This window comes from Arthrobacter sp. YD4, from assembly GCF_030410515.1.
Classification (GTDB): domain Bacteria; phylum Actinomycetota; class Actinomycetes; order Actinomycetales; family Micrococcaceae; genus Arthrobacter.
This window is the reverse complement of record NZ_JAUHHD010000003.1, coordinates 39,026-56,820: the sequence shown is the minus strand read 5'-3', so window position 1 is coordinate 56,820 and position 17,795 is coordinate 39,026. Positions and strand designations below refer to the sequence as shown.

16 protein-coding genes and 1 tRNA gene are annotated in these 17,795 nt (G+C 69.1%); 7 read left to right on the top strand and 10 right to left on the bottom strand.

What is annotated here, in order from left to right; genetic code table 11:
- Window positions 1–3: 3 nt before the first annotated feature.
- Window positions 4–1,668, bottom strand: a complete 1,665-nt coding sequence (gene argS / locus QWJ39_RS08685) for an arginine--tRNA ligase (RefSeq protein ID WP_290257382.1) — start codon at window positions 1,666–1,668, stop codon at window positions 4–6.
- 126 nt (window positions 1,669–1,794) lie between these two features.
- Here argS and QWJ39_RS08680 point away from each other — a divergent pair.
- Window positions 1,795–1,867, top strand: a tRNA-Arg gene (locus QWJ39_RS08680).
- 65 nt (window positions 1,868–1,932) lie between these two features.
- Here the strand turns inward: QWJ39_RS08680 and QWJ39_RS08675 are convergent.
- Entirely contained in the window at window positions 1,933–2,916 is a 984-nt protein-coding gene (locus tag QWJ39_RS08675) for a cation transporter (RefSeq protein WP_290257381.1), read from the bottom strand.
- A 116-nt stretch (window positions 2,917–3,032) separates the two neighbouring features.
- Here QWJ39_RS08675 and QWJ39_RS08670 point away from each other — a divergent pair, with 116 nt between their 5' ends.
- Window positions 3,033–4,079, top strand: coding sequence for a M4 family metallopeptidase (locus QWJ39_RS08670; protein ID WP_290257380.1), 1,047 nt, complete (start codon window positions 3,033–3,035; stop codon window positions 4,077–4,079).
- Window positions 4,080–4,120: 41 nt separating this feature from the next.
- Entirely contained in the window at window positions 4,121–4,408 is a 288-nt protein-coding gene (locus tag QWJ39_RS08665; RefSeq protein ID WP_290257379.1) for a protealysin inhibitor emfourin, read from the top strand.
- A gap of 6 nt (window positions 4,409–4,414) precedes the next feature.
- On the opposite strand, the gene QWJ39_RS08660 is transcribed toward QWJ39_RS08665, so the two are convergent.
- Window positions 4,415–5,380: a helix-turn-helix domain-containing protein gene (locus QWJ39_RS08660; RefSeq protein WP_290257378.1), complete on the bottom strand. Its 966-nt coding sequence runs from the start codon at window positions 5,378–5,380 to the stop codon at window positions 4,415–4,417.
- A gap of 81 nt (window positions 5,381–5,461) precedes the next feature.
- Here QWJ39_RS08660 and QWJ39_RS08655 point away from each other — a divergent pair, with 81 nt between their 5' ends.
- Entirely contained in the window at window positions 5,462–5,629 is a 168-nt protein-coding gene (locus QWJ39_RS08655; RefSeq protein WP_290257377.1) for a hypothetical protein, read from the top strand.
- A gap of 77 nt (window positions 5,630–5,706) precedes the next feature.
- On the opposite strand, the gene QWJ39_RS08650 is transcribed toward QWJ39_RS08655, so the two are convergent.
- The gene (locus QWJ39_RS08650; protein ID WP_290257376.1) at window positions 5,707–6,531 is read right to left on the bottom strand and encodes an SDR family oxidoreductase; all 825 of its coding nucleotides are present in this window, start codon (window positions 6,529–6,531) and stop codon (window positions 5,707–5,709) included.
- A gap of 51 nt (window positions 6,532–6,582) precedes the next feature.
- Window positions 6,583–7,248, bottom strand: a complete 666-nt coding sequence (locus QWJ39_RS08645) for an SDR family NAD(P)-dependent oxidoreductase (protein WP_290257374.1) — start codon at window positions 7,246–7,248, stop codon at window positions 6,583–6,585.
- A 95-nt stretch (window positions 7,249–7,343) separates the two neighbouring features.
- On the opposite strand from QWJ39_RS08645, the gene hrpA reads away from it, so the two are divergent.
- On the top strand, window positions 7,344–11,363 hold the full coding sequence (gene hrpA, locus QWJ39_RS08640; protein ID WP_290257372.1) for an ATP-dependent RNA helicase HrpA: 4,020 nt from the start codon (window positions 7,344–7,346) through the stop codon (window positions 11,361–11,363).
- Between the two features lie 34 nt (window positions 11,364–11,397).
- Here the strand turns inward: hrpA and QWJ39_RS08635 are convergent, their stop codons facing one another.
- The 3 genes from QWJ39_RS08635 to QWJ39_RS08625 form a co-directional block, all read right to left on the bottom strand.
- Window positions 11,398–11,826 carry an HIT family protein gene (locus QWJ39_RS08635; protein ID WP_290257371.1) on the bottom strand — a complete coding sequence of 143 codons (429 nt, stop codon included), beginning with the start codon at window positions 11,824–11,826 and terminating at the stop codon, window positions 11,398–11,400.
- On the bottom strand, window positions 11,823–12,968 hold the full coding sequence (locus QWJ39_RS08630; protein WP_290257369.1) for an NAD(P)-dependent alcohol dehydrogenase: 1,146 nt from the start codon (window positions 12,966–12,968) through the stop codon (window positions 11,823–11,825). Before QWJ39_RS08630 ends, QWJ39_RS08635 begins: the two co-directional genes overlap by 4 nt.
- Before the next feature lie 70 nt (window positions 12,969–13,038).
- Window positions 13,039–13,332 (bottom strand): hypothetical protein, encoded by a 294-nt coding sequence (locus QWJ39_RS08625; RefSeq protein WP_290257368.1) that lies wholly within the window; start codon window positions 13,330–13,332, stop codon window positions 13,039–13,041.
- Window positions 13,333–13,582: 250 nt separating this feature from the next.
- Here QWJ39_RS08625 and QWJ39_RS08620 point away from each other — a divergent pair, with 250 nt between their 5' ends.
- Window positions 13,583–14,968: an HNH endonuclease signature motif containing protein gene (locus QWJ39_RS08620; RefSeq protein WP_290257367.1), complete on the top strand. Its 1,386-nt coding sequence runs from the start codon at window positions 13,583–13,585 to the stop codon at window positions 14,966–14,968.
- Window positions 14,969–15,071: 103 nt separating this feature from the next.
- On the opposite strand, the gene QWJ39_RS08615 is transcribed toward QWJ39_RS08620, so the two are convergent.
- Complete coding sequence (locus QWJ39_RS08615; protein ID WP_290257366.1) at window positions 15,072–15,938, bottom strand: sulfurtransferase; 867 nt, start codon at window positions 15,936–15,938, stop codon at window positions 15,072–15,074.
- 43 nt (window positions 15,939–15,981) lie between these two features.
- Here QWJ39_RS08615 and QWJ39_RS08610 point away from each other — a divergent pair, with 43 nt between their 5' ends.
- Window positions 15,982–17,076, top strand: coding sequence for a PLP-dependent cysteine synthase family protein (locus QWJ39_RS08610; RefSeq protein WP_290257364.1), 1,095 nt, complete (start codon window positions 15,982–15,984; stop codon window positions 17,074–17,076).
- On the opposite strand, the gene QWJ39_RS08605 is transcribed toward QWJ39_RS08610, so the two are convergent.
- Window positions 17,073–17,729: an MBL fold metallo-hydrolase gene (locus QWJ39_RS08605; RefSeq protein WP_290257363.1), complete on the bottom strand. Its 657-nt coding sequence runs from the start codon at window positions 17,727–17,729 to the stop codon at window positions 17,073–17,075. The two genes, QWJ39_RS08610 and QWJ39_RS08605, sit on opposite strands and share 4 nt — an antisense overlap.
- Between the last annotated feature and the right edge of the window lie 66 nt (window positions 17,730–17,795).

The following is a 17,795-nucleotide window of genomic DNA, read 5'->3' as shown; positions in this document are numbered from 1 at the left end:
TGGTCACATCCGTTCCGGCGCCGAGACGCCCAGCAGGTCAAGTCCGTTGGCGAGCACCTGGCTGGTGGCGTCGTTGAGCCACAGACGGGCGCGGTTGAGGTCGGTGACAGCTTCCTCGCCGAGCGGAGCCACCCGGCAGGCGTCGTACCAGCGGTGGTAGGCGCCGGCGATGACCTCGAGGTGGCGGGCCACGCGGTGCGGTTCGCGCAGCTCGGCGGCCTTGGCCACGATCGAGGGGTAGCTGCCAAGGTGCGAGAGCAGTTCGTTCTCCGTGGCGTGGTCCAGCAGGGCCGCGTCGAAGGCCTCCCGGCCGTCCACGGTGCGCTCGACGCCGGCGGCGGCTGCGTTGCGGGAGGCACCGCGGGAGCGGGCGTGGGCGTACTGGACGTAGAAGACGGGGTTCTCGTTGCTGTGCTTCTTCAGCAGTTCCGGGTCCAGGGTGAGCGGCGAATCGGCGGGGAACCGGGCCAGGGAGTAGCGCACGGCGTCCTTGCCCAGCCAGGAGATCAGGTCCTTGAGCTCGATGATGTTGCCGGCCCGCTTGGACAGCTTGGCACCGTTGACGGACACGAGCTGGCCGATCAGGACCTCGATGTTGACCTCGGGGTCGTCGCCCGCGGCGGCCGCGATGGCCTTAAGCCGGTTGATGTAGCCGTGGTGGTCGGCGCCGAGGAGGTAGATCTTTTCGGTGAAGCCGCGGTCCTTCTTGGACAGGTAATAGGCGGCGTCGGCGGCGAAGTAGGTCGGCTCGCCGTTCGCGCGGATCATCACGCGGTCCTTGTCGTCGCCGAAGTCCGTGGTCCGCAGCCAGACGGCGCCGCCGTCGTCGTAGACGTGGCCCTGCTCGCGCAACCGGGCCACGGCACTGGCGATCGCCCCGGCGTCGTGGAGTTCCTGCTCGGAGAAGTAGACGTCGAAGGCGACGCCGAACTCCGCGAGGGTCTGCTGTATGTCCTTCAGCTGCGCCTGGTAGGCGGAGGCCCGGATGACCGGCAGCGCTGCCACGTCCGTCAGCTCCCGGATGGCCGGGTGCTCGGCGAGGACCTCGTGGCCCAGGTCGGCGATGTATTCGCCCGGGTAGCCGCCCTCGGGGACATCGCGGCCGTGCAGGCGGGACAGCACGGAGTTGGCGAAGACGTCCATCTGCGAACCGGCGTCGTTGATGTAGTACTCCGCCGTGACGTCCGCGCCGGAGGCCCGGAGCACGCGGGCGATCGAATCGCCCAGGGCGGCCCAGCGGGTGTGGCCGATGTGCAGCGGCCCGGTGGGGTTGGCGGAGACGAACTCCATGTTCACGGTGCGGCCCGCGAGCGCGGTGTTGGTGCCGTAGCCGGCCCCCGCCTGGACGATGGCCTTGGCCAGCGCGCCCGCGGCGGCGGCGTCGACGGTGATGTTCAGGAACCCGGGCCCGGCGATGTCCACGGCGGCCACCCCGGCGATCCCGGCCAGACGCTCGCTCAGGAGCCCGGCCAGCTGGCGGGGGTTGGTCCCGGCCGGCTTCGCCAGCTGCAGGGCGATGTTGGTGGCCCAGTCCCCGTGGTCCCTGTTCTTCGGCCGCTCCACGCGGACAGCCTCCGGAATATCGGTGGCGGCGAGGGCGATCTCACCGGCGGCGACGGCGTCCTGGAGGCAGGCGGATATGGCAAGGGAAAGTTCTTCTGGGGTCACGGTTCAAGCCTACCGGGGGCCCGCATCTGCGCGGAATTCCGGCACCCGCTGCGTCGTTTTCGTTTGCGGCCCACCTTCCTGCTAAGCTCTAGGACGTCCCGCCGGTGACGGCAGGAATCCCTGATTGCCCTCGTAGCTCAGGGGATAGAGCGTCTGCCTCCGGAGCAGAAGGCCGTAGGTTCGAATCCTACCGAGGGCACAGTGAGAACCCCTCCGCTTCAGCTGAAGTGGAGGGGTTCTTTGCGTTGCGCCCGGGTTCTCCGGCTAGGGGGTCGCGCCTTCCTTGTCCGCGCTGATGTGCAGGGGCTGCTCGTCCGGCGTCGCCAGGGTCAACACCGCCTCCTCGACCGTCTCGTGGTCCTCGAGTTCGCGTTCGATCCGGCGAAGCGCCACGGCCACCTCATGCTCGGGGTGGTCGCCCTCCAAGTCCACGGCCGCGACCAGGTAGAGCTTCCGCGGGCCGACAAATTCGAGGTGCAGGTAGGTGAGTCGGGCGATGTCCCGGTGCTCCAGCACGCGGCGCGCCATGGACTGTTCGATGTCGGCAGTGACACCCTGGCCCACCAGGAAGCGGCGGTTCCGGTCGATCAGCACGACGGCGACGACGGCCAGCAGGACGCCCACGATGATCGAGCCGATCGCATCGGGCAACGGGGAACCGGTGACCTGGTGCAGGAAGACACCGACGAAGGCGACCACCAGGCCGATCAGCGCCGCGGCGTCCTCGGCGAAGACGGCCCGCAGCGTCGGATCGGAACTGATCAGCACCTGCTCCAGGGTGTGGCGGTCCAGTTCATGCGCGGCCTTCCGGGTCTGCCGGAACGCCTGGACAAAGGAAATCCCCTCGAAGACGAATGCCGCTGCCAGGACGATGTAGGCCACCATGAAGTCCGCCGCGGGCTCCGGCGCGATGATCTCCTGGATGCCGTGCATGATCGAGACCACGGCGCCGGCGGTGAAGAGTCCGAAGGCCGCGAACATGGACCAGACGTAGGCCTCCCGGCCGTAGCCCATGGGATGGCTCTTGTCCCGTGGCCGGGCCGAACGCCGCTCCGCAAAGAAGAGGAAGACCTGGTTGCCCGTGTCCGCCCACGAGTGCGCGGCCTCCGCGGTCATCGACGCCGAACCGGACAGGACCGCCGCGACCGACTTGGCGGCCGCCACCAGCACGTTCATCGCGAACGCGATGATCACGGTCAGCAGCGTGGAGCTGGACTTTTTCTTGTTCTCTTTACCGGAGTGCGCCATTGGCTTACCGTACCCGCCGGGACGGCCGCCCGGCGGATCCGGCGGGCGGCCGTCCCTGCCAAATGTCGCACCCCGCTCGTAGGCTGGTCGCATCGGCTAGAGCAAAGGGGTCTCACATGTACTGCTCCATCATCCCGCCCTACCTGTTGCGCCGGCTGGCGGCACAGACGTCGGAACCCCGGCTGGAGGCGGCCGCGCGCGCCGCCCGGGAGGCGTTGCTGCACGTCAAGAGCTTCCAGGCCGCACGGGCCGCGGCGGCTCCGACGGCCCCGCCGGGAATCCGCCAGGTGGCGCCAGGTCCGCCGCAGCGCACCATCTATGACGCGAAGGGCTCGGAGAACCTGCCCGGCGCCCTGGTCCGCAAGGAGGGTGAGCCGGCCACCTCGGACCCGGCCGCCGATGAGGCGTATGACGGGCTCGGCCACACGCACCGGCTCTACGCGGACGCTTTCGGGCGCAACTCGGTGGACGGCAACGGCCTGCCCCTGGACGCCACGGTGCACTACGGGCAGCGCTACGACAACGCGTTCTGGGACGGCCACCAGATGGTCTTCGGCGACGGCGACGGCCAGGTGTTCAACCGGTTCACGGTGGCGCTCAGCGTGATCGGCCACGAGCTCACCCACGGCGTGACCCAGTTCTCGGCGGGGCTGACCTACCGGAACCAGTCCGGTGCGCTGAACGAGTCCGTCTCGGACGTCTTCGGTGCGTTGGTGGAACAGTTCGTCCGGCAGCAGGACGCGGCGCAGGCCAGCTGGCTGATCGGCGAGGGCCTCTTCACCGACCAGGTCCAAGGCGTGGCGCTGCGCTCGATGAAGGCGCCGGGCACGGCGTACGACGACGACGTCCTGGGCAAGGACCCGCAGCCCGACTCGATGGATGGCTACGTCCACACCAGCTCGGACAACGGCGGGGTGCACTTGAACTCCGGCATTCCCAACCGGGCGTTCTACCTCACGGCCACCACCCTCGGCGGGAACGCATGGGAGGCCCCGGGACGGATCTGGTACGAGACCCTGACCGGAGGATCGCTGAAGCCGGCGTCGACGTTCAGCGCTTTCGCCAAGGCCACGGCGGCCTCCGCCCAGGAGCTGTTCGGAGCGGATTCACCGGAGCATGACGCGGTGCGCTCGGCGTGGGAAACTGTCAAAGTCAGGCTGTAAGGCGGCAGCCGGCCGTAATCCTGGTGGCTGGAGACGAACCCATGAAGATCACCGTGCAGCGCAGCGGCGGCGTCGCGGGATTCCAGCGCGTCTGGAGTACCGAACCCGCGACGCCGGACGCCGTGGACCGCTGGCAGGGCCTGATCGAGGCCTGCCCATGGGATGACCTCCCCGGGGACGCGGACGAGGCCCCGCAGCCGGACCGGTTCGTCTACAACATCCGCGCCGGCCGGCGCCGCGCGACCCTGCCCGAACGGCACATCACGGGCCCGTGGCGTGAGCTGGTCGAGTGCGTGCGCGCCGACGCCGGGGACTTGCCGGGGCAGTAGCGCTCCCTAAACCGCCGCGAGGTGGCCGCGGAAGGCCCTCCGGTATGACTGCGGGCTGGTGTCGAGCACCTTGGCGAAGTGGTGGCGGAGCAGGACGGGGTGGCCGAACCCGGACTCCCGTGCAACCTCATCAATGGTCAGGTCCGTCGTCTCCAGCAACTCCTGGGCGCGGAGCACGCGCTGGGAGTTCAGCCACGCCGCCGGCGTCGCCCCGGTTTCGGCCCGGAAGCGCCGGGCAAAGGTCCGCGGCGACATGTGAACCCGCCGCGCCAGCTCGTTGACCGGGTGCTCCTCCCCCAAGTTGCCGACCATCCAGCGCAGCAGCTCCTCCATCGGCTGGGACCCGCACCGGGGAACCGGCCGGTCGATGAACTGGGCCTGTCCGCCGTCGCGGTGCGGGGGCACCACCATGTCGCGGGCAATGCTGGCGGCAACCGCCGCGCCGAATTCCAGCCGCACCAGGTGCAGGCTCGCGTCGATCCCCGCGGCGGTCCCGGCGCTGGTGATGATCCGGCCGTCCTGGACGTAAAGCACGTTCTCGTCCACCACCGCCTCGGGGTACCGCTCGGCCAGTTCGCGGGAGTAGTGCCAGTGGGTAGTGCAGCGCCGGCCGTCCAGCAGCCCGGCCCGGGCCAGGGCGAAAGCCCCCGAGCAGATGGACATCACCCACGCGCCGCGCTCGTGGGCGGCGCGCAGGGCCTCGATCACGGCGTCGGGAACATCAGAGTCCTTGCCGAACGGGGTCATGATCACCAGGTCCGCGTCCGCCGCCGCGTCCAGCCCGAGTCCCACGTGCAGGGTGGGGCCGGACTGCATCGGGACGTCCCCGGGGATGGGGGTGACGATCCGGAAATCAAAGGCCGGCAGGCCCGCGCCGCGGCCGGAACGGTCGACGCCGAACACCTCGAAGGCGGTGCCGAATTCGAAGATGGAAAAGTTGGGAACCACGATCATTGCCACCGAACGGATCATGATTCAAGTGTGGCAGAAATTTTAGCTTTTTGGGCTTTTCTGCCACTTATTTTTGACCCGTCACCGGCGAACCATAGAGCTATGGAAATCCTCGGAATCGCCGTCATCATCCTGGTTATTGCCGTCGCCGCGGCCACCCTCCGCGCCCTCCGCAAGGATGGACTGGGCCACAACCCGCCCGTCCGCTCGGAGGACTACTGGATGGCCCACGACCTGCCAAGCACCGGCTACACGCTGCGGAATTTCTAACCGCGGCCGCCGGCTTCACACAGCGGCGGGCCGGCCGGGCAGTGCGCCCGGCCGGCCCGCCGCTTTCCCCGCAGGACTCAGCCGCCGTGAGCGGCCACGGAGAGCGGCTGCCACTCATTCCAGGTGGCCAGCCGGGACTCGTAGTCGGCGGTGACGATGCCCAGGGGCGCCTCGCCGAAGAAGACCCGCAGCGGGGGTTCGTCCGCGTCCACCAGTGTCAGAATCGGCTCCCGGGTCGCCGTCGGATCGCCCGGGGTGCCGCGCCGGCTCGGCCGGTTGGCCGCCCGCTCGCGGACGCCGTCGTACTCCGGCATCTGTTCGGCGTGACGGGCGGAACTGCCGCCCCAGTCGGTGGCGAAGCCGCCCGGCTCCACCAGGGTCACCTTGATGCCGAACTCCGCGACTTCCTGGGCAAGGGACTGGCTCAGGCCCTCCAGGGCCCACTTGGACGCGTGGTAGATGCCCACGGTGGGGAAGGCCGAGACGCCGCCCACGGACGAGACCTGGATGATGTGCCCGCTACCCTGCTCCCGCAGGAAGGGCAGCGCCGCCTGGGTGACCCACAGCGCGCCAAAGAGGTTCGTCTCGATCTGATCGCGGGCGTCGGCTTCGCTCAGCTCCTCCACCGTGCCGAACTGGCCGTAGCCGGCGTTGTTGACCACCACGTCCAGCCGGCCGAAATGCCCGTGCGCCCGGGCCACGGCAGCGAAGGCGGCTTCGCGGTCCGTGACATCGAGTTCGATGGGAAGGATCCTGTCGCCGAACTCCTCAACCAACGCGCCCAGACTCTTCGCGTCACGCGCCGTGGCGGCGACGTTGTCTCCGCGGCCCAGCGCCGCGAGGGCCCATTCCCGGCCGAAACCACGCGAGGTTCCGGTGATAAACCATGTCTTCGCAGTCATACTCTTACTCCTGTCCAGTGTCGGTGAACTGTCGGTGATGTTCGGGGATGCCTAATCGGAACTGATCTGCAGCCGGAACCGGTCACGCTTGGCGTGCAGGTCCCAGAGGTGTCCGGCGAGGACGGCCGGATCCTTCTCCGGGTCGCCGTCGATGATGCGGCCGCCGATGATCAGCTGGGACACCTTGATGCCCTCCTCGCCGAGCACCTCGTTCAACAGCTGGGCGTAGGCGGCCTGGCCGGCGAACGCCACCGAGGTGCCGGTGACGTTGCGGCCGGGCTTTACCGCCGAGCCGCCGTTGACGAAGAGGATGGTGCCCTTGTCCTTGCCCAGGAACCGCATGCCGGGAAGGACCTGGTGGACCGCCGCCACCGGGCCATAGATGGAGAACTCCACGGGTCCCACCAGGTCGGCGGGGGTGGTCTCCAGGACGGGACGCATGAAGTCCTTCTGCGGCAACGGGCTGTACTGCAGCACCTCGATGGGGCCGAGGGTTTCGGTAGCGGCCTCCAGCGCCCGGGTGATGGAGTCGGGGTCCCGGACGTCGGCCGCGAAGCCCTTGGCCTCGATTCCCTCGGCCGAGAGGGTCTCCGCCAGGGCGTCCACCCGGCCCTGGTTCCGGGAAAGGAGGGCGACGGAAAAGCCTTCCGCGCCGAAACGGCGGGCGACGGCAACGCCGAGCCCCGATCCTGCTCCAATGATTGCGATAGTAGTCATGACGGGTCCAAGTCCGCGGCCCGGCCAAATATTCCTCAGTAGGCTTAGCTTTTGAGCCCCTGCCGCGGAAACCGGCCAGTAGACTGGAGCCAGCCATGACACTCCATATCTCCTACCCCGCCGAGCTGCCGGTTTCCGAGCGCCGCGAGGACCTGATGGCCGCGATCGCCGCCAACCAGGTGACGATCATCGCCGGCGAGACCGGCTCCGGTAAGACCACCCAGATTCCGAAGATGTGCCTGGAACTGGGCCTGGCCGAGAAGGGACTGATCGGCCACACCCAGCCGCGGCGGCTCGCCGCGCGGACGGTGGCCGAACGCATCGCCGAGGAGCTCGGCGTCGAGATCGGCCAGGAGGTGGGCTTCCAGGTCCGCTTCACCGGGGAGGTCAGCCGGTCCACGAAGATCAAGCTGATGACCGACGGCATCCTGCTGGCGGAGATCCAGCGCGACAAGCTGCTGCGAAAGTACAGCGTGATCATCATCGATGAGGCACACGAGCGCAGCCTCAACATCGACTTCATCCTCGGCTACCTGAAGCGCATCCTGCCGCAGCGGCCGGACCTGAAGGTCATCATCACCTCGGCCACCATCGACCCTGAGCGCTTCGCCAAGCACTTCGGCAGCGAGGAGGAGCCCGCCCCGATCGTCGAGGTCTCGGGCCGCACCTTCCCGGTGGAGATCCGCTACCGTCCGCTGTCCGCCCCCGCCGGCGGTCCCGGCGCGGATGACGGAGACGGCGAGGGCACCGCCTCCGACGACGAGCTGGAGGAGGACCGGGATCCGCTGGACGCCGTCTGCGACGCCGTCGACGAACTGGCCCTCGAGGCGCCCGGGGACATCCTGATCTTCTTCTCCGGCGAGCGCGAGATCCGCGACGCCGCCGAGGCACTGAACGCCAGGATCCAGGCGAACCGGCGCCTGGCCGGCACCGAGGTGCTCCCCCTCTTCGCCCGGCTGAGCCTGCAGGAGCAGCACAAGGTTTTCCACCCGGGCAGCAAGCGCCGGATCGTCCTGGCCACCAACGTCGCCGAGACCTCACTGACGGTTCCCGGCATCAAATACGTCATCGACACCGGCACCGCCCGCATCTCGCGCTACTCGCACCGCACCAAGGTCCAGCGCCTGCCGATCGAGCGGGTCTCCCAAGCCTCGGCAAACCAGCGTTCGGGCCGTTGCGGGCGCGTCTCCGACGGCATCGCCATCCGGCTGTACTCGGAGGAGGACTTCGAGTCCCGCCCGCCGTTCACCGACCCGGAAATCCTGCGAACCAACCTCGCCGCCGTCATCCTGCAGATGACCGCCATGGGCGTCGCACGCGGGCCCAAGGACGTGGAGAACTTCCCGTTCGTCGAACCGCCGGAATCCCGCGCGATCAACGACGGCGTCACGCTCCTGCGCGAGCTTGGCGCGTTGAGCGCCGCCCGGCAGCCGGAGGCGCCGGACGAGACGGGGGGCCGTCCCGGCCGACGGACCGCCGGTGGCCGCAACGGCAGCGGCCTCACCGCCGTCGGCCAGCAACTGGCCCAGCTCCCGGTGGACCCGCGGCTGGGGCGGATGATCGTGGAGTCCGGCAAGCGCGGCTGCGTCCGCGAGGTGATGATCCTCGCCGCGGCGCTGACCATCCAGGACCCGCGCGAGCGCCCCCAAGGGGACGGCTCAGGCAAGCAGCAGCTCGCCGCGGAGAAGCACGCGCGGTTCCGGGATGAGAACTCGGACTTCACCGGCTACCTCAACCTCTGGAACTACCTGCAGGAGAAGCAGCAGGAGCTCTCCTCCACCGCGTTCCGCCGACTGTGCCGCGCCGAGTTCATCAACTACCTGCGGGTGCGCGAATGGCAGGACCTGTTCGCGCAGCTGCGGCAAATGGCCCGGCCGCTCGGGATCAGCCTGGACAACAAGCGCCTGACCGACCCGGTCGGCAACCACGAGGGCATCCACATCAGCCTGCTCTCGGGCCTGCTGAGCCACATCGGCATCCTGGACGAACGCAAGCGCGAATACGCAGGCGCCCGCGGTACCCGCTTCGCGATCTTCCCCGGCTCCGCGCTGTTCAAAAAGTCGCCCACCTTCGTGATGGCCGCCGAGCTGGTGGAGACCAGCCGGCTCTGGGCACGGGTGGCCGCCAAGTTCGATCCGCTCTGGGCCGAGCAGGTGGCCCCGGACCTGGTCAAGCGCAGCTACAGCGAGCCGCACTGGTCCAAGAAGATGGGCTCGGTGATGGCCCATGAGAAGGTCACCTTGTACGGCGTGCCCATCATCCCCAACCGGCGGGTCAACTACGGCCGCGTGGACCCGGACCTGTCCCGCGAACTCTTCATCCGGCACGCACTGGTGGAGGGCGACTGGCAGACCCACCACAAGTTCTTCCACCGCAACCGGGCCCTGCTGCAGGAGATCGAGGAACTGGAGGCCCGGATGCGCCGCCGGGACATCCTTGTGGACGACCAAGCCCTGTTCGAGTTCTACGACGCCCGGGTGGGCAAGGACGTAGTCTCCGAGCGCCACTTCGACAAGTGGTGGAAGGAGGCCCGGGAGCAGGATCCGGGACTGCTGGACTTCGAGAAGTCGCTGCTGATCAGCGAGGACGCTGACGAGCTCGACGATTCGGCCTACCCCAAAACCTGGCTGCACAAGGGCTTCGAGCTGCCGCTGAGCTACGAGTTCAGCCCCGTGGCCCCAGGGGCGGCCCCGAACCCCTCCGATGGCGTCACCGCCGAAGTCCCCGTGCTGTTCCTCAACCAGCTCGACGACGCCGCGTTCCGCTGGCTGATCCCGGGCCAGCGGGTGGAACTGGTCACCGCCCTGATCAAGTCCCTGCCCAAGCAGGTGCGCAAGAACTTTGTCCCGGCCCCCGACGTCGCCCGCCAGGCAGTGGCCGCGCTGGAGGCCGACTTCGATCCCGCCACGGACGACCTCGAGCCGTCCCTGGAACTCGTGCTGCGCAGGCTCCGCGGCCAAGTCATCCCACCGGGATCCTGGAACTGGGATGCAGTGCCGCCGCACCTGCGGGTCAGTTTTCGCGTGGTGGACGCCCGCGGCAAGCTCCTCGACGAGGGTAAGGACCTCGCCGCGCTTCAGGAGAAACTGGCGCCGGCCACCCGACGCGCCATCGCAGAGTCCCTGGGCGCAACTCCTTCGACAACGGCTCCGAAGAAGGGCACCGCCCCGGCCGCCGCGGAGAACGGCCCTGCCGGCAACGGCAGAGCCGGCAGTGCACAGCAGGCCGGCTCTGCCGCCGGCTTCACCGAGCTGACCGGCCTCAAGGACTGGACCTTCGGCAGTGTGCAGCGGCAGGTCCAGGGTATGGTCAAGGGCCACACCGTCACCGGCTACCCGGCCCTGGTGGACGAGGGCACCTCGGTGGCGTTGCGGCTCTTCCAGACCGCGGGCGAACAGGAACAGGCGATGCGCGGGGGCGTGATCCGCCTGCTGACCCTCAAGGTCCCGCCGCCGGACCGCTACGTCCTGGAGCACCTGAACAACACGGAGAAGCTGACCTTCAGCCAGAACCCGCACGGCTCGGTCTCTGCCCTGATCGCGGACTGCGCCCTGGCCGCGATCGACAAGCTCACCCCGGCCGTCCTCCCGTGGGACGAGCCGTCCTTCAAGGCACTGTACGAGCAGGTCCGCGCCGAGCTTATCGACACGGTCTTCACCGTCACCGCCGTCGTCGAACGCATCCTGGCCAGCACCCGGCGGATCGAGAAACAGCTTCGCGGCACCACCAGCCTGGCACTGATCAGCGCCCTGAATGACATCAAGGCCCAGCTGGAGCAGCTGGTCTTCCCCGGCTTCGTGGCACGCACGGGCTACGCCCAGTTGAGCCAGCTGCCGCGCTACCTCGCGGCGATCGAGAAGCGGCTGGAGAAGCTGCCCACCACCGTCCAGCGCGACGCCCAGCACATGGCCGTCATCCAGGGGCTCGAGGACGACTACGACGACGCCGTCTCGGCGCTGCTCCCGGGCCGGGGCATCGGGCCGGAGTTAACCCAGGTCCGCTGGATGATCGAGGAACTGCGGGTGAGCCTGTTCGCCGTCGAACTCGGGACGGCCTATTCGGTCTCCGAGAAGCGGATCCGGACGGTGCTTAACAAGGCGCTGGCCCCGGCGTAACGCCGGGGCCAGCGGGGATACGTCGCGGGGGCGTTTATGCGCCCGGAACGAACTCCCCGTAGCCCGCCGCGCGCAGCCCTTCCCGCAGCTTCTCGGCGTTAGCATCGAGGCGCTCCGGATCCGGGTGCTGGTCCACGGCGCCGAAGTCGTAGTCGGCCATAGAGTTGGACGGCCAGACGTGGACGTGCAGGTGGTTGATCTCGTACCCGGCGATGGTCAGGCCGGCGCGGGCGGACCCGAAGACGTCCACCTGGGCGGCGCCGATTTTCCGCGCCACCTCCATGACGCGGGCCAGCGTCTCGGGCGACGCGTCGGTCCAGCGGTCCACCTCCTCGACCGGCACCACCAGGGTGTGCCCGTCGGCAAGCGGGCCCACGGTTAGGAAGGCGACGACGTCGTCCTCGCGCCAGACGAAGCGGCCGGGAATCTCGCCGTTGATGATCTTGGTGAACAGGGTGCTCATGCGTCCGCCTTCTCTGCCGGGGTTCCGAGGGTGGAGGCGTCAAGGACGAAGCGGTACTTCACGTCGCCGGCAACCATCCGGTCATAGGCCTCATTGAGCTGGTCCGCGCCGACGAGTTCGATGTCGGAGACCACGCCGTGCTCGGCGCAGAAGTCCAGCATTTCCTGGGTCTCCTCGATCCCGCCGATCAACGATCCGGCGTAGGCGATCCGGCGGCGGATCAGCGAGCCTGGATTAACCGGCGGCATCGCCTCGGACGGCAGGCCGAGTTGGAAGAGTGCGCCGTCAACGCGCAGCGTGCGGAAGTACGGGTTGAGGTCGTGCGGGGCGGCGACGGTGTCGATGATGACGTCGAGGCTGCGGTCAGCGGCTTCCATGGCGGCCGGATCGGTGGAGAGGACCACGTGGTCGGCGCCGAGTTCACGCGCGGCGGCGAACTTCCGCTCCGACGTCGTAAAGACGGTCACCTCGGCGCCCATCGCCTTGGCGATCTTGACGGCCATGTGGCCGAGGCCGCCGAGGCCCACGACGCCGACGGCGTCGCCCTCCTCGACCTCGAAGTGGTTCAGCGGGGAGAACGTGGTGATGCCGGCGCACAGCAGGGGCGCGGCAGCGGCCGGGTCGAGGCCTTCGGGGATGCGCAGCACGTAGTTGCGGTCCACCACGATCGAGGTGGCGTAGCCGCCCTGGGTGACGGCGCCGTCGTTGCGGGCATCCTTGGCGCCATAGGTGCCGGTCATGCCCTTTTCGCAGTACTGCTCGAGGCCGTCGAGGCAGCTCTCGCATTCGCGGCAGGAGTCGACCATGCAGCCCACGCCCACGCGCTCACCGACGGTGAAGTCGTCGACGGCGGAGCCCACGCGGGTGACCCGGCCGACGATCTCGTGGCCCGGAATCAGCGGGTAGGTGTTTCCGCCCCATTCCCCGCGGCTGGCGTGGACGTCGGAGTGGCAGAGGCCGCAGAACTCGACGGCGATCTCGACGTCGTCGGCCTTGGGGGCGCGCCGGGCGACGGTCAGCGGCACCAGGCCGCTGTCCGGGGCGGTGGCACCGTAGGCGGCAGCGAGGGTGGGGCCGGCGGCGTCGGTGAGGTCGGGAAGGGGCTTGGCGAGGGGCGGCGGTACGGGGCGTCCTGGAGTCATGGTTCGACGCTACCCCCGGGGTTGGTTTCCGTGCCACTTGGGGGTCCTTGCCCGTCTCGCCGCTGACCGTTCAGTCCGTGAAGCCGACCGGCTTTCCGGCTGCACGGGCGTAGGCGATTTCGCCGGCCGTGGATTCGCCGATGTAACCGCCGGGGTTCACCACCAGGATGCGGTCGGCGACGTCGATCTTGCGGCGGTGCACTGCGCCGAGGGTTGATTTCTGTTCGTTGGTGAGCTCTTCTCGTGCCTCGGCCGGCGCGAGGACAATGGCACCCGCGAGGGTTAACTTGAGGTTGGCCGCGCGCATCTCCGCCACGAAGCGGGCCGAGCCGCAGAGGCAAACGATCTCCGGTCGATCTGGCACGGCCGTGTCCCTTCGCGTTGGTGGGGTGGGCGTCACTGCCGCTGCGCGCGACGGCGTCCGCTGACGAGACTACGTCACAGGCGTGCCGGTTTGATGCCAGACTCTCCCGGCGGCCACTTGGGGTGTGCACGGACCAAGCCGGGTGGGCGTCGGCTGATTCTTCCTTGGTTTCCCCATCCCGACGCGCCACATTCTTGGGCCGCCGTCCCTTCCATCCTTTAATGTCAGACCCCTCCGATTGAATGGAGTCATGGAAGGCAGTCGGAAGCTTTTCGAGAATGTGGTCGGTGCGGACCCGGTGGTGGGCGACGCGGCGGCGATCGTCGATGAGCTCCGGGCGCTGGAGGACCGGAAATCGGCGATCGCGGCCAGGCAGGCCAGGCTGGCCGTGGCGCTGGACTTGGTCCGGCGGCGGGAACAAGCCGCTCTCGGCATGCCCGCGGACCAGCTTGGCGCAGGCGTCGGGGCGGAGGTCGCGTTGGCGCGGCGGGAATCCCCGGCCAAAGGGTCCCGGTTGCTGGGTTTGGCCCGGGCACTCGTGACCGAGATGCCGCACACCCTGGCCGCCCTTGACACCGGGCGCCTGAACGAATGGCGCGCCACGCTCCTGGTCCGCGAAACGGCCTGCCTGGACGCCTCCGATAGGGCCGCGGTGGATGAGGAACTCGCCGCCGACACCGGCGCCTTCGACGGCGCCGGAGACCGGGCCATCATCTGCGCCGCCAAGGCCGCCGCCTACCGGCACGACCCACGCTCCGTCACCCAACGCGCAGCGCACGCCGAAACCGAACGCAGTGTCAGCCTCCGCCCGGCACCGGACACCATGTGCTACCTCACCGCTCTGCTCCCCGTCGCCTCAGGAGTCGCCGCCTACGCGGCCCTGACCCGGCACGCCGACACCGCCCGCGCCACCGGAGACCCACGCTCCCGCGCCCAGTTAATGGCCGATGCCGTGGTCGAACGGGTCACCGGCACACCGGGCGGGATCACCGGCGTTGAAGTTCAGCTCGTCATGACCGACCGGACCCTCCTCGCCGGGGACAGTGAACCCGCGAGGCTCGCCGGCTACGGTGTCGTCCCGGCCGGGTGGGCCAGGAAACTCGTGGCCGGCAAGCGTGACGACACAGAATTCACAACCTGGGTCCGCCGGCTGTACACCGCGCCCGGCACCGGCGAACTGATCGGCATGGACGCCCGGGCCCGGCTCTTCCCGGCCGGGCTGCGCCGGTTCATCGAGGCCCGGGACACCACCTGCCGGACCCCGTACTGCGACGCCCCCATCCGGCACCTGGACCACGTCCTCCCCTGGCACCGGGACGGAGAAACCACAGCAGCCAACGGCGCCGGACTCTGCGAGGCCTGCAATCACACCAAAGAAACCCCCGGCTGGACCGCCCAGCCCATCGACAGCCCACGCGGGACGATCCGCCACACCCTCGAACTCAGCACCCCCACCGGCCATACATACACGTCCACAGCGCCACCGCTACCCGGATGTGGTCCGGGGACGGATGTTTCACAGCCCAAAGAGTCGAACTCGAGGAGGACTACCAGGAAGCTCAGGCACCGGCAGCGATTGCGCCACCGGCGGGGAGTCGCCACGAGGGGTCAGCCCAATGAGCAGCTCGTCGCCTGAAGTTGGGGCGTCGGCCGGGCGCCCCATGTGCAAGCAAACGTGGCCGTCGTACTCCTGCGCCGCGATGGCCGCCCGGACTTTCAGTGCTGTCGGGGTAAACCGGTCAGTCCTTGGCGCCCTGGTGCGTACCGTCCGGCTCGGCGCCGGTGACCACGAGGTTTCCGGGGTTGTTGGACCATTCGGAGAACGACCCCGGATACAGCGCCGCCCGGTACCCTGCGATCTCCAGCGCCGCGACCTCGTGGGCTGCCGTCACGCCGGAGCCGCAATACACTGCGGTCTGGACGCCCTCGTTGACGCCGAGCTCCGAGAACCGCCGGCGCAGGGCATCCGCCGGAAGGAACCGACCGTCGGGGCCCAGGTTGTTCGAGGTCGGAGCGCTGACGGCTCCGGGGATGTGTCCGGCCCGCGGATCCACCGGCTCGATTTCGCCCCGGTACCGCTCGCCGGCCCGCGCATCCAGTAACAGCCCCGAGCCGGACCAGGCGCCGGCGCCGGCGGCATCGACGACGGGCATTCCCCCCTCGGTCAGCTCGACGTCGCCCGGTTCTGCGGTCGCCTCGCCGCCCTCAACGTCGAACCCCGCCTCCAGCCAGGCGGCCAGGCCGCCGTCGAGCAGTCGGACCAAGGAAACGCCCGCATTGCGCAGCATCCACCAGACCCGGGCGGCGGCCATGTTGCCGCTGTTGTCGTACGCGACCACGGTGTCACCCTCGCAGATTCCCCACGCGCGGGCGGAGGCCTGGAACTGCTCCAGCGGGGGCAGCGGGTGCCGTCCCCGGGTGGGGTCCTCGTGGGGGGCCGCCAGCTCGGTAGCGAGGTCGACGAAGACGGCGCCGGGCAGGTGCGATTCCAAGTAATGATCCCGTCCGTGCGGGTCCCCCAGGACCCAGCGCACGTCCAGGAGCACCGTCCGCGTGCCCGCATCCAACCGGTCCTTGAGTTCGGCAACAGTCATCAGAGTCTCCATCCCGCCACCCTATCCGCAGCATGGCCCCGGGTAGGCTGTAGCGGTGATCACCGCGCGCCATCAAGACCGGGACTGGGCCGACGAGGCCATCCGCCGAATCAATGCGGAAAACAACCGGTCCGCCGACACCCACCTCTACTCGGTGCCCCTGCCCGAGCACTTGGGCGTGAAATTGTATTTGAAGGACGAATCCACGCACCGGACCGGCAGCCTCAAGCACCGGCTGGCGCGGTCCCTGTTCCTCTTCGGCCTGGTCAACGGCTGGATCCGGGAGGGCACCACCATCGTCGAGGCTTCCAGCGGCAGCACCGCCGTCTCCGAGGCCTACTTCGCGCAACTGCTGGGCCTGCCCTTCATCGCGGTCATGACCCGGACCACCAGCCGGGAAAAGATCGCGCTGATCGAACAGTTCGGCGGCACCTGCCACCTCGTGGACCACGCGTCGGAGGTCTACGCCGCGGCCGAGGAACTGGCGGCCAGCACCGGCGGCCACTACATGGACCAGTTCACCTACGCGGAGCGGGCCACCGACTGGCGCGGCAACAACAACATCGCCGAATCGATCTTCGGCCAACTGGCCCTCGAGGAGCACCCGGTCCCCCGCTGGATCGTCGTGGGCGCCGGCACCGGCGGCACCAGCGCCACGATCGGCCGCTACCTGCGCTACCAACGGCACGCGACCCGGCTCGCCGTCGTCGATCCGGAGAACTCCGCGTTCTTCACGGGCTGGCAGGAACACCGCGACGGCGGCAGCTGCGCGGACGTCACCGGCCTGCCCTCCCGGATCGAGGGCATCGGCCGGCCGCGGCTGGAACCCAGCTTCGTCCCCGCCGTCATCGACCACATGATCCAGGTCCCGGACGCCGCCTCGGTGGCCGCCATGCGCCATCTCCGCGACGTCGCCGGGCTGCACGCCGGCCCGTCCACCGGCACAAACCTCTGGGGCGTGTGGCAGCTGGTGGCGCAGATGATCGCCGACGGCGAGACGGGCAGCATCGTCTCCCTCATGTGCGACGGCGGCGACCGCTACTCCGGCAACTACTACGACGACGGCTGGCTCCAGGCGCAGGGCCTGGACCCCGCGCCGCACGAGGCCACGCTCCGGTCCTTCTTCGAGACCGGGACCTGGCCCGCCTAAACCTCCACGGAATCGCCGCTGGACAGGTGCCGGTACTCGGTGCCGTAGCGGGCGCCGATGCGGGTCACGTGCGCCTCGACCAGCCCCACGCCCACCTCGTTGAGCAGCCCGTCGTGGACCGGGAAGGCCCGGGGCGCCCGGACGCTGATCACGAAGTCCACCACCTCGCCGATCTTGTTCCACGGCGCGTGAATGGGCACCAGCAGCGTGCCGACCGCAATCCCGTCCGGCACCGCGAAGGAATCCCCCGGGTGGTACACATTCGCGTCAATCAGGTAGCCGATGTTGGCCACCACCGGAATCTGGGGATGAATCAGGGCGTGCTGGCCGCCGAAGCAGCGCACCGCGAAGCCCGCCACCTCAAGCTCGTCACCTTCGACGGCCGTGTGGATCCGGCTGGAGGCCGCCGGCGCCTTGTCCCGCAGCGTGGCGGCGACCCCCTCCGGCGCGTAGAGCTGCAGCTCATCGTCGACCAGCAGCGCCGCGGTGACGGCGTCGACGTCGATGTGGTCGCCGTGTTCGTGGGTGATCAGGACCGCGTCGGCACCGGCGAGCGCGACGTCTGTCTCGGAGAAGGTGCCGGGGTCCAGCACTAGGACCTTGCCGTCCTTCTCGAGCCGGACACAGGCGTGGGTGAATTTCTTCAGCTTCATCCGGCCAGCCTAGGACCCCCGTCGGAGCGGTGTCCACGGCCCGGCTGGTAATCTGGAACCCCTCTC

What these genes read in the sequence shown, in the direction of transcription:
- QWJ39_RS08650 (WP_290257376.1), bottom strand. Translation starts at nt 6,531, where the DNA reads ATGACTGCGAAGACATGGTTTATCACCGGAACCTCGCGTGGTTTCGGC.
- QWJ39_RS08655 (WP_290257377.1), top strand. Translation starts at nt 5,462, where the DNA reads ATGGAAATCCTCGGAATCGCCGTCATCATCCTGGTTATTGCCGTCGCC.
- hrpA (WP_290257372.1), top strand. Translation starts at nt 7,344, where the DNA reads ATGACACTCCATATCTCCTACCCCGCCGAGCTGCCGGTTTCCGAGCGC.
- QWJ39_RS08660 (WP_290257378.1), bottom strand. Translation starts at nt 5,380, where the DNA reads ATGATCCGTTCGGTGGCAATGATCGTGGTTCCCAACTTTTCCATCTTC.
- QWJ39_RS08615 (WP_290257366.1), bottom strand. Translation starts at nt 15,938, where the DNA reads ATGGAGACTCTGATGACTGTTGCCGAACTCAAGGACCGGTTGGATGCG.
- QWJ39_RS08645 (WP_290257374.1), bottom strand. Translation starts at nt 7,248, where the DNA reads ATGACTACTATCGCAATCATTGGAGCAGGATCGGGGCTCGGCGTTGCC.
- QWJ39_RS08630 (WP_290257369.1), bottom strand. Translation starts at nt 12,968, where the DNA reads ATGACTCCAGGACGCCCCGTACCGCCGCCCCTCGCCAAGCCCCTTCCC.
- QWJ39_RS08635 (WP_290257371.1), bottom strand. Translation starts at nt 11,826, where the DNA reads ATGAGCACCCTGTTCACCAAGATCATCAACGGCGAGATTCCCGGCCGC.
- QWJ39_RS08675 (WP_290257381.1), bottom strand. Translation starts at nt 2,916, where the DNA reads ATGGCGCACTCCGGTAAAGAGAACAAGAAAAAGTCCAGCTCCACGCTG.
- QWJ39_RS08665 (WP_290257379.1), top strand. Translation starts at nt 4,121, where the DNA reads ATGAAGATCACCGTGCAGCGCAGCGGCGGCGTCGCGGGATTCCAGCGC.
- QWJ39_RS08605 (WP_290257363.1), bottom strand. Translation starts at nt 17,729, where the DNA reads ATGAAGCTGAAGAAATTCACCCACGCCTGTGTCCGGCTCGAGAAGGAC.
- QWJ39_RS08620 (WP_290257367.1), top strand. Translation starts at nt 13,583, where the DNA reads ATGGAAGGCAGTCGGAAGCTTTTCGAGAATGTGGTCGGTGCGGACCCG.
- QWJ39_RS08670 (WP_290257380.1), top strand. Translation starts at nt 3,033, where the DNA reads ATGTACTGCTCCATCATCCCGCCCTACCTGTTGCGCCGGCTGGCGGCA.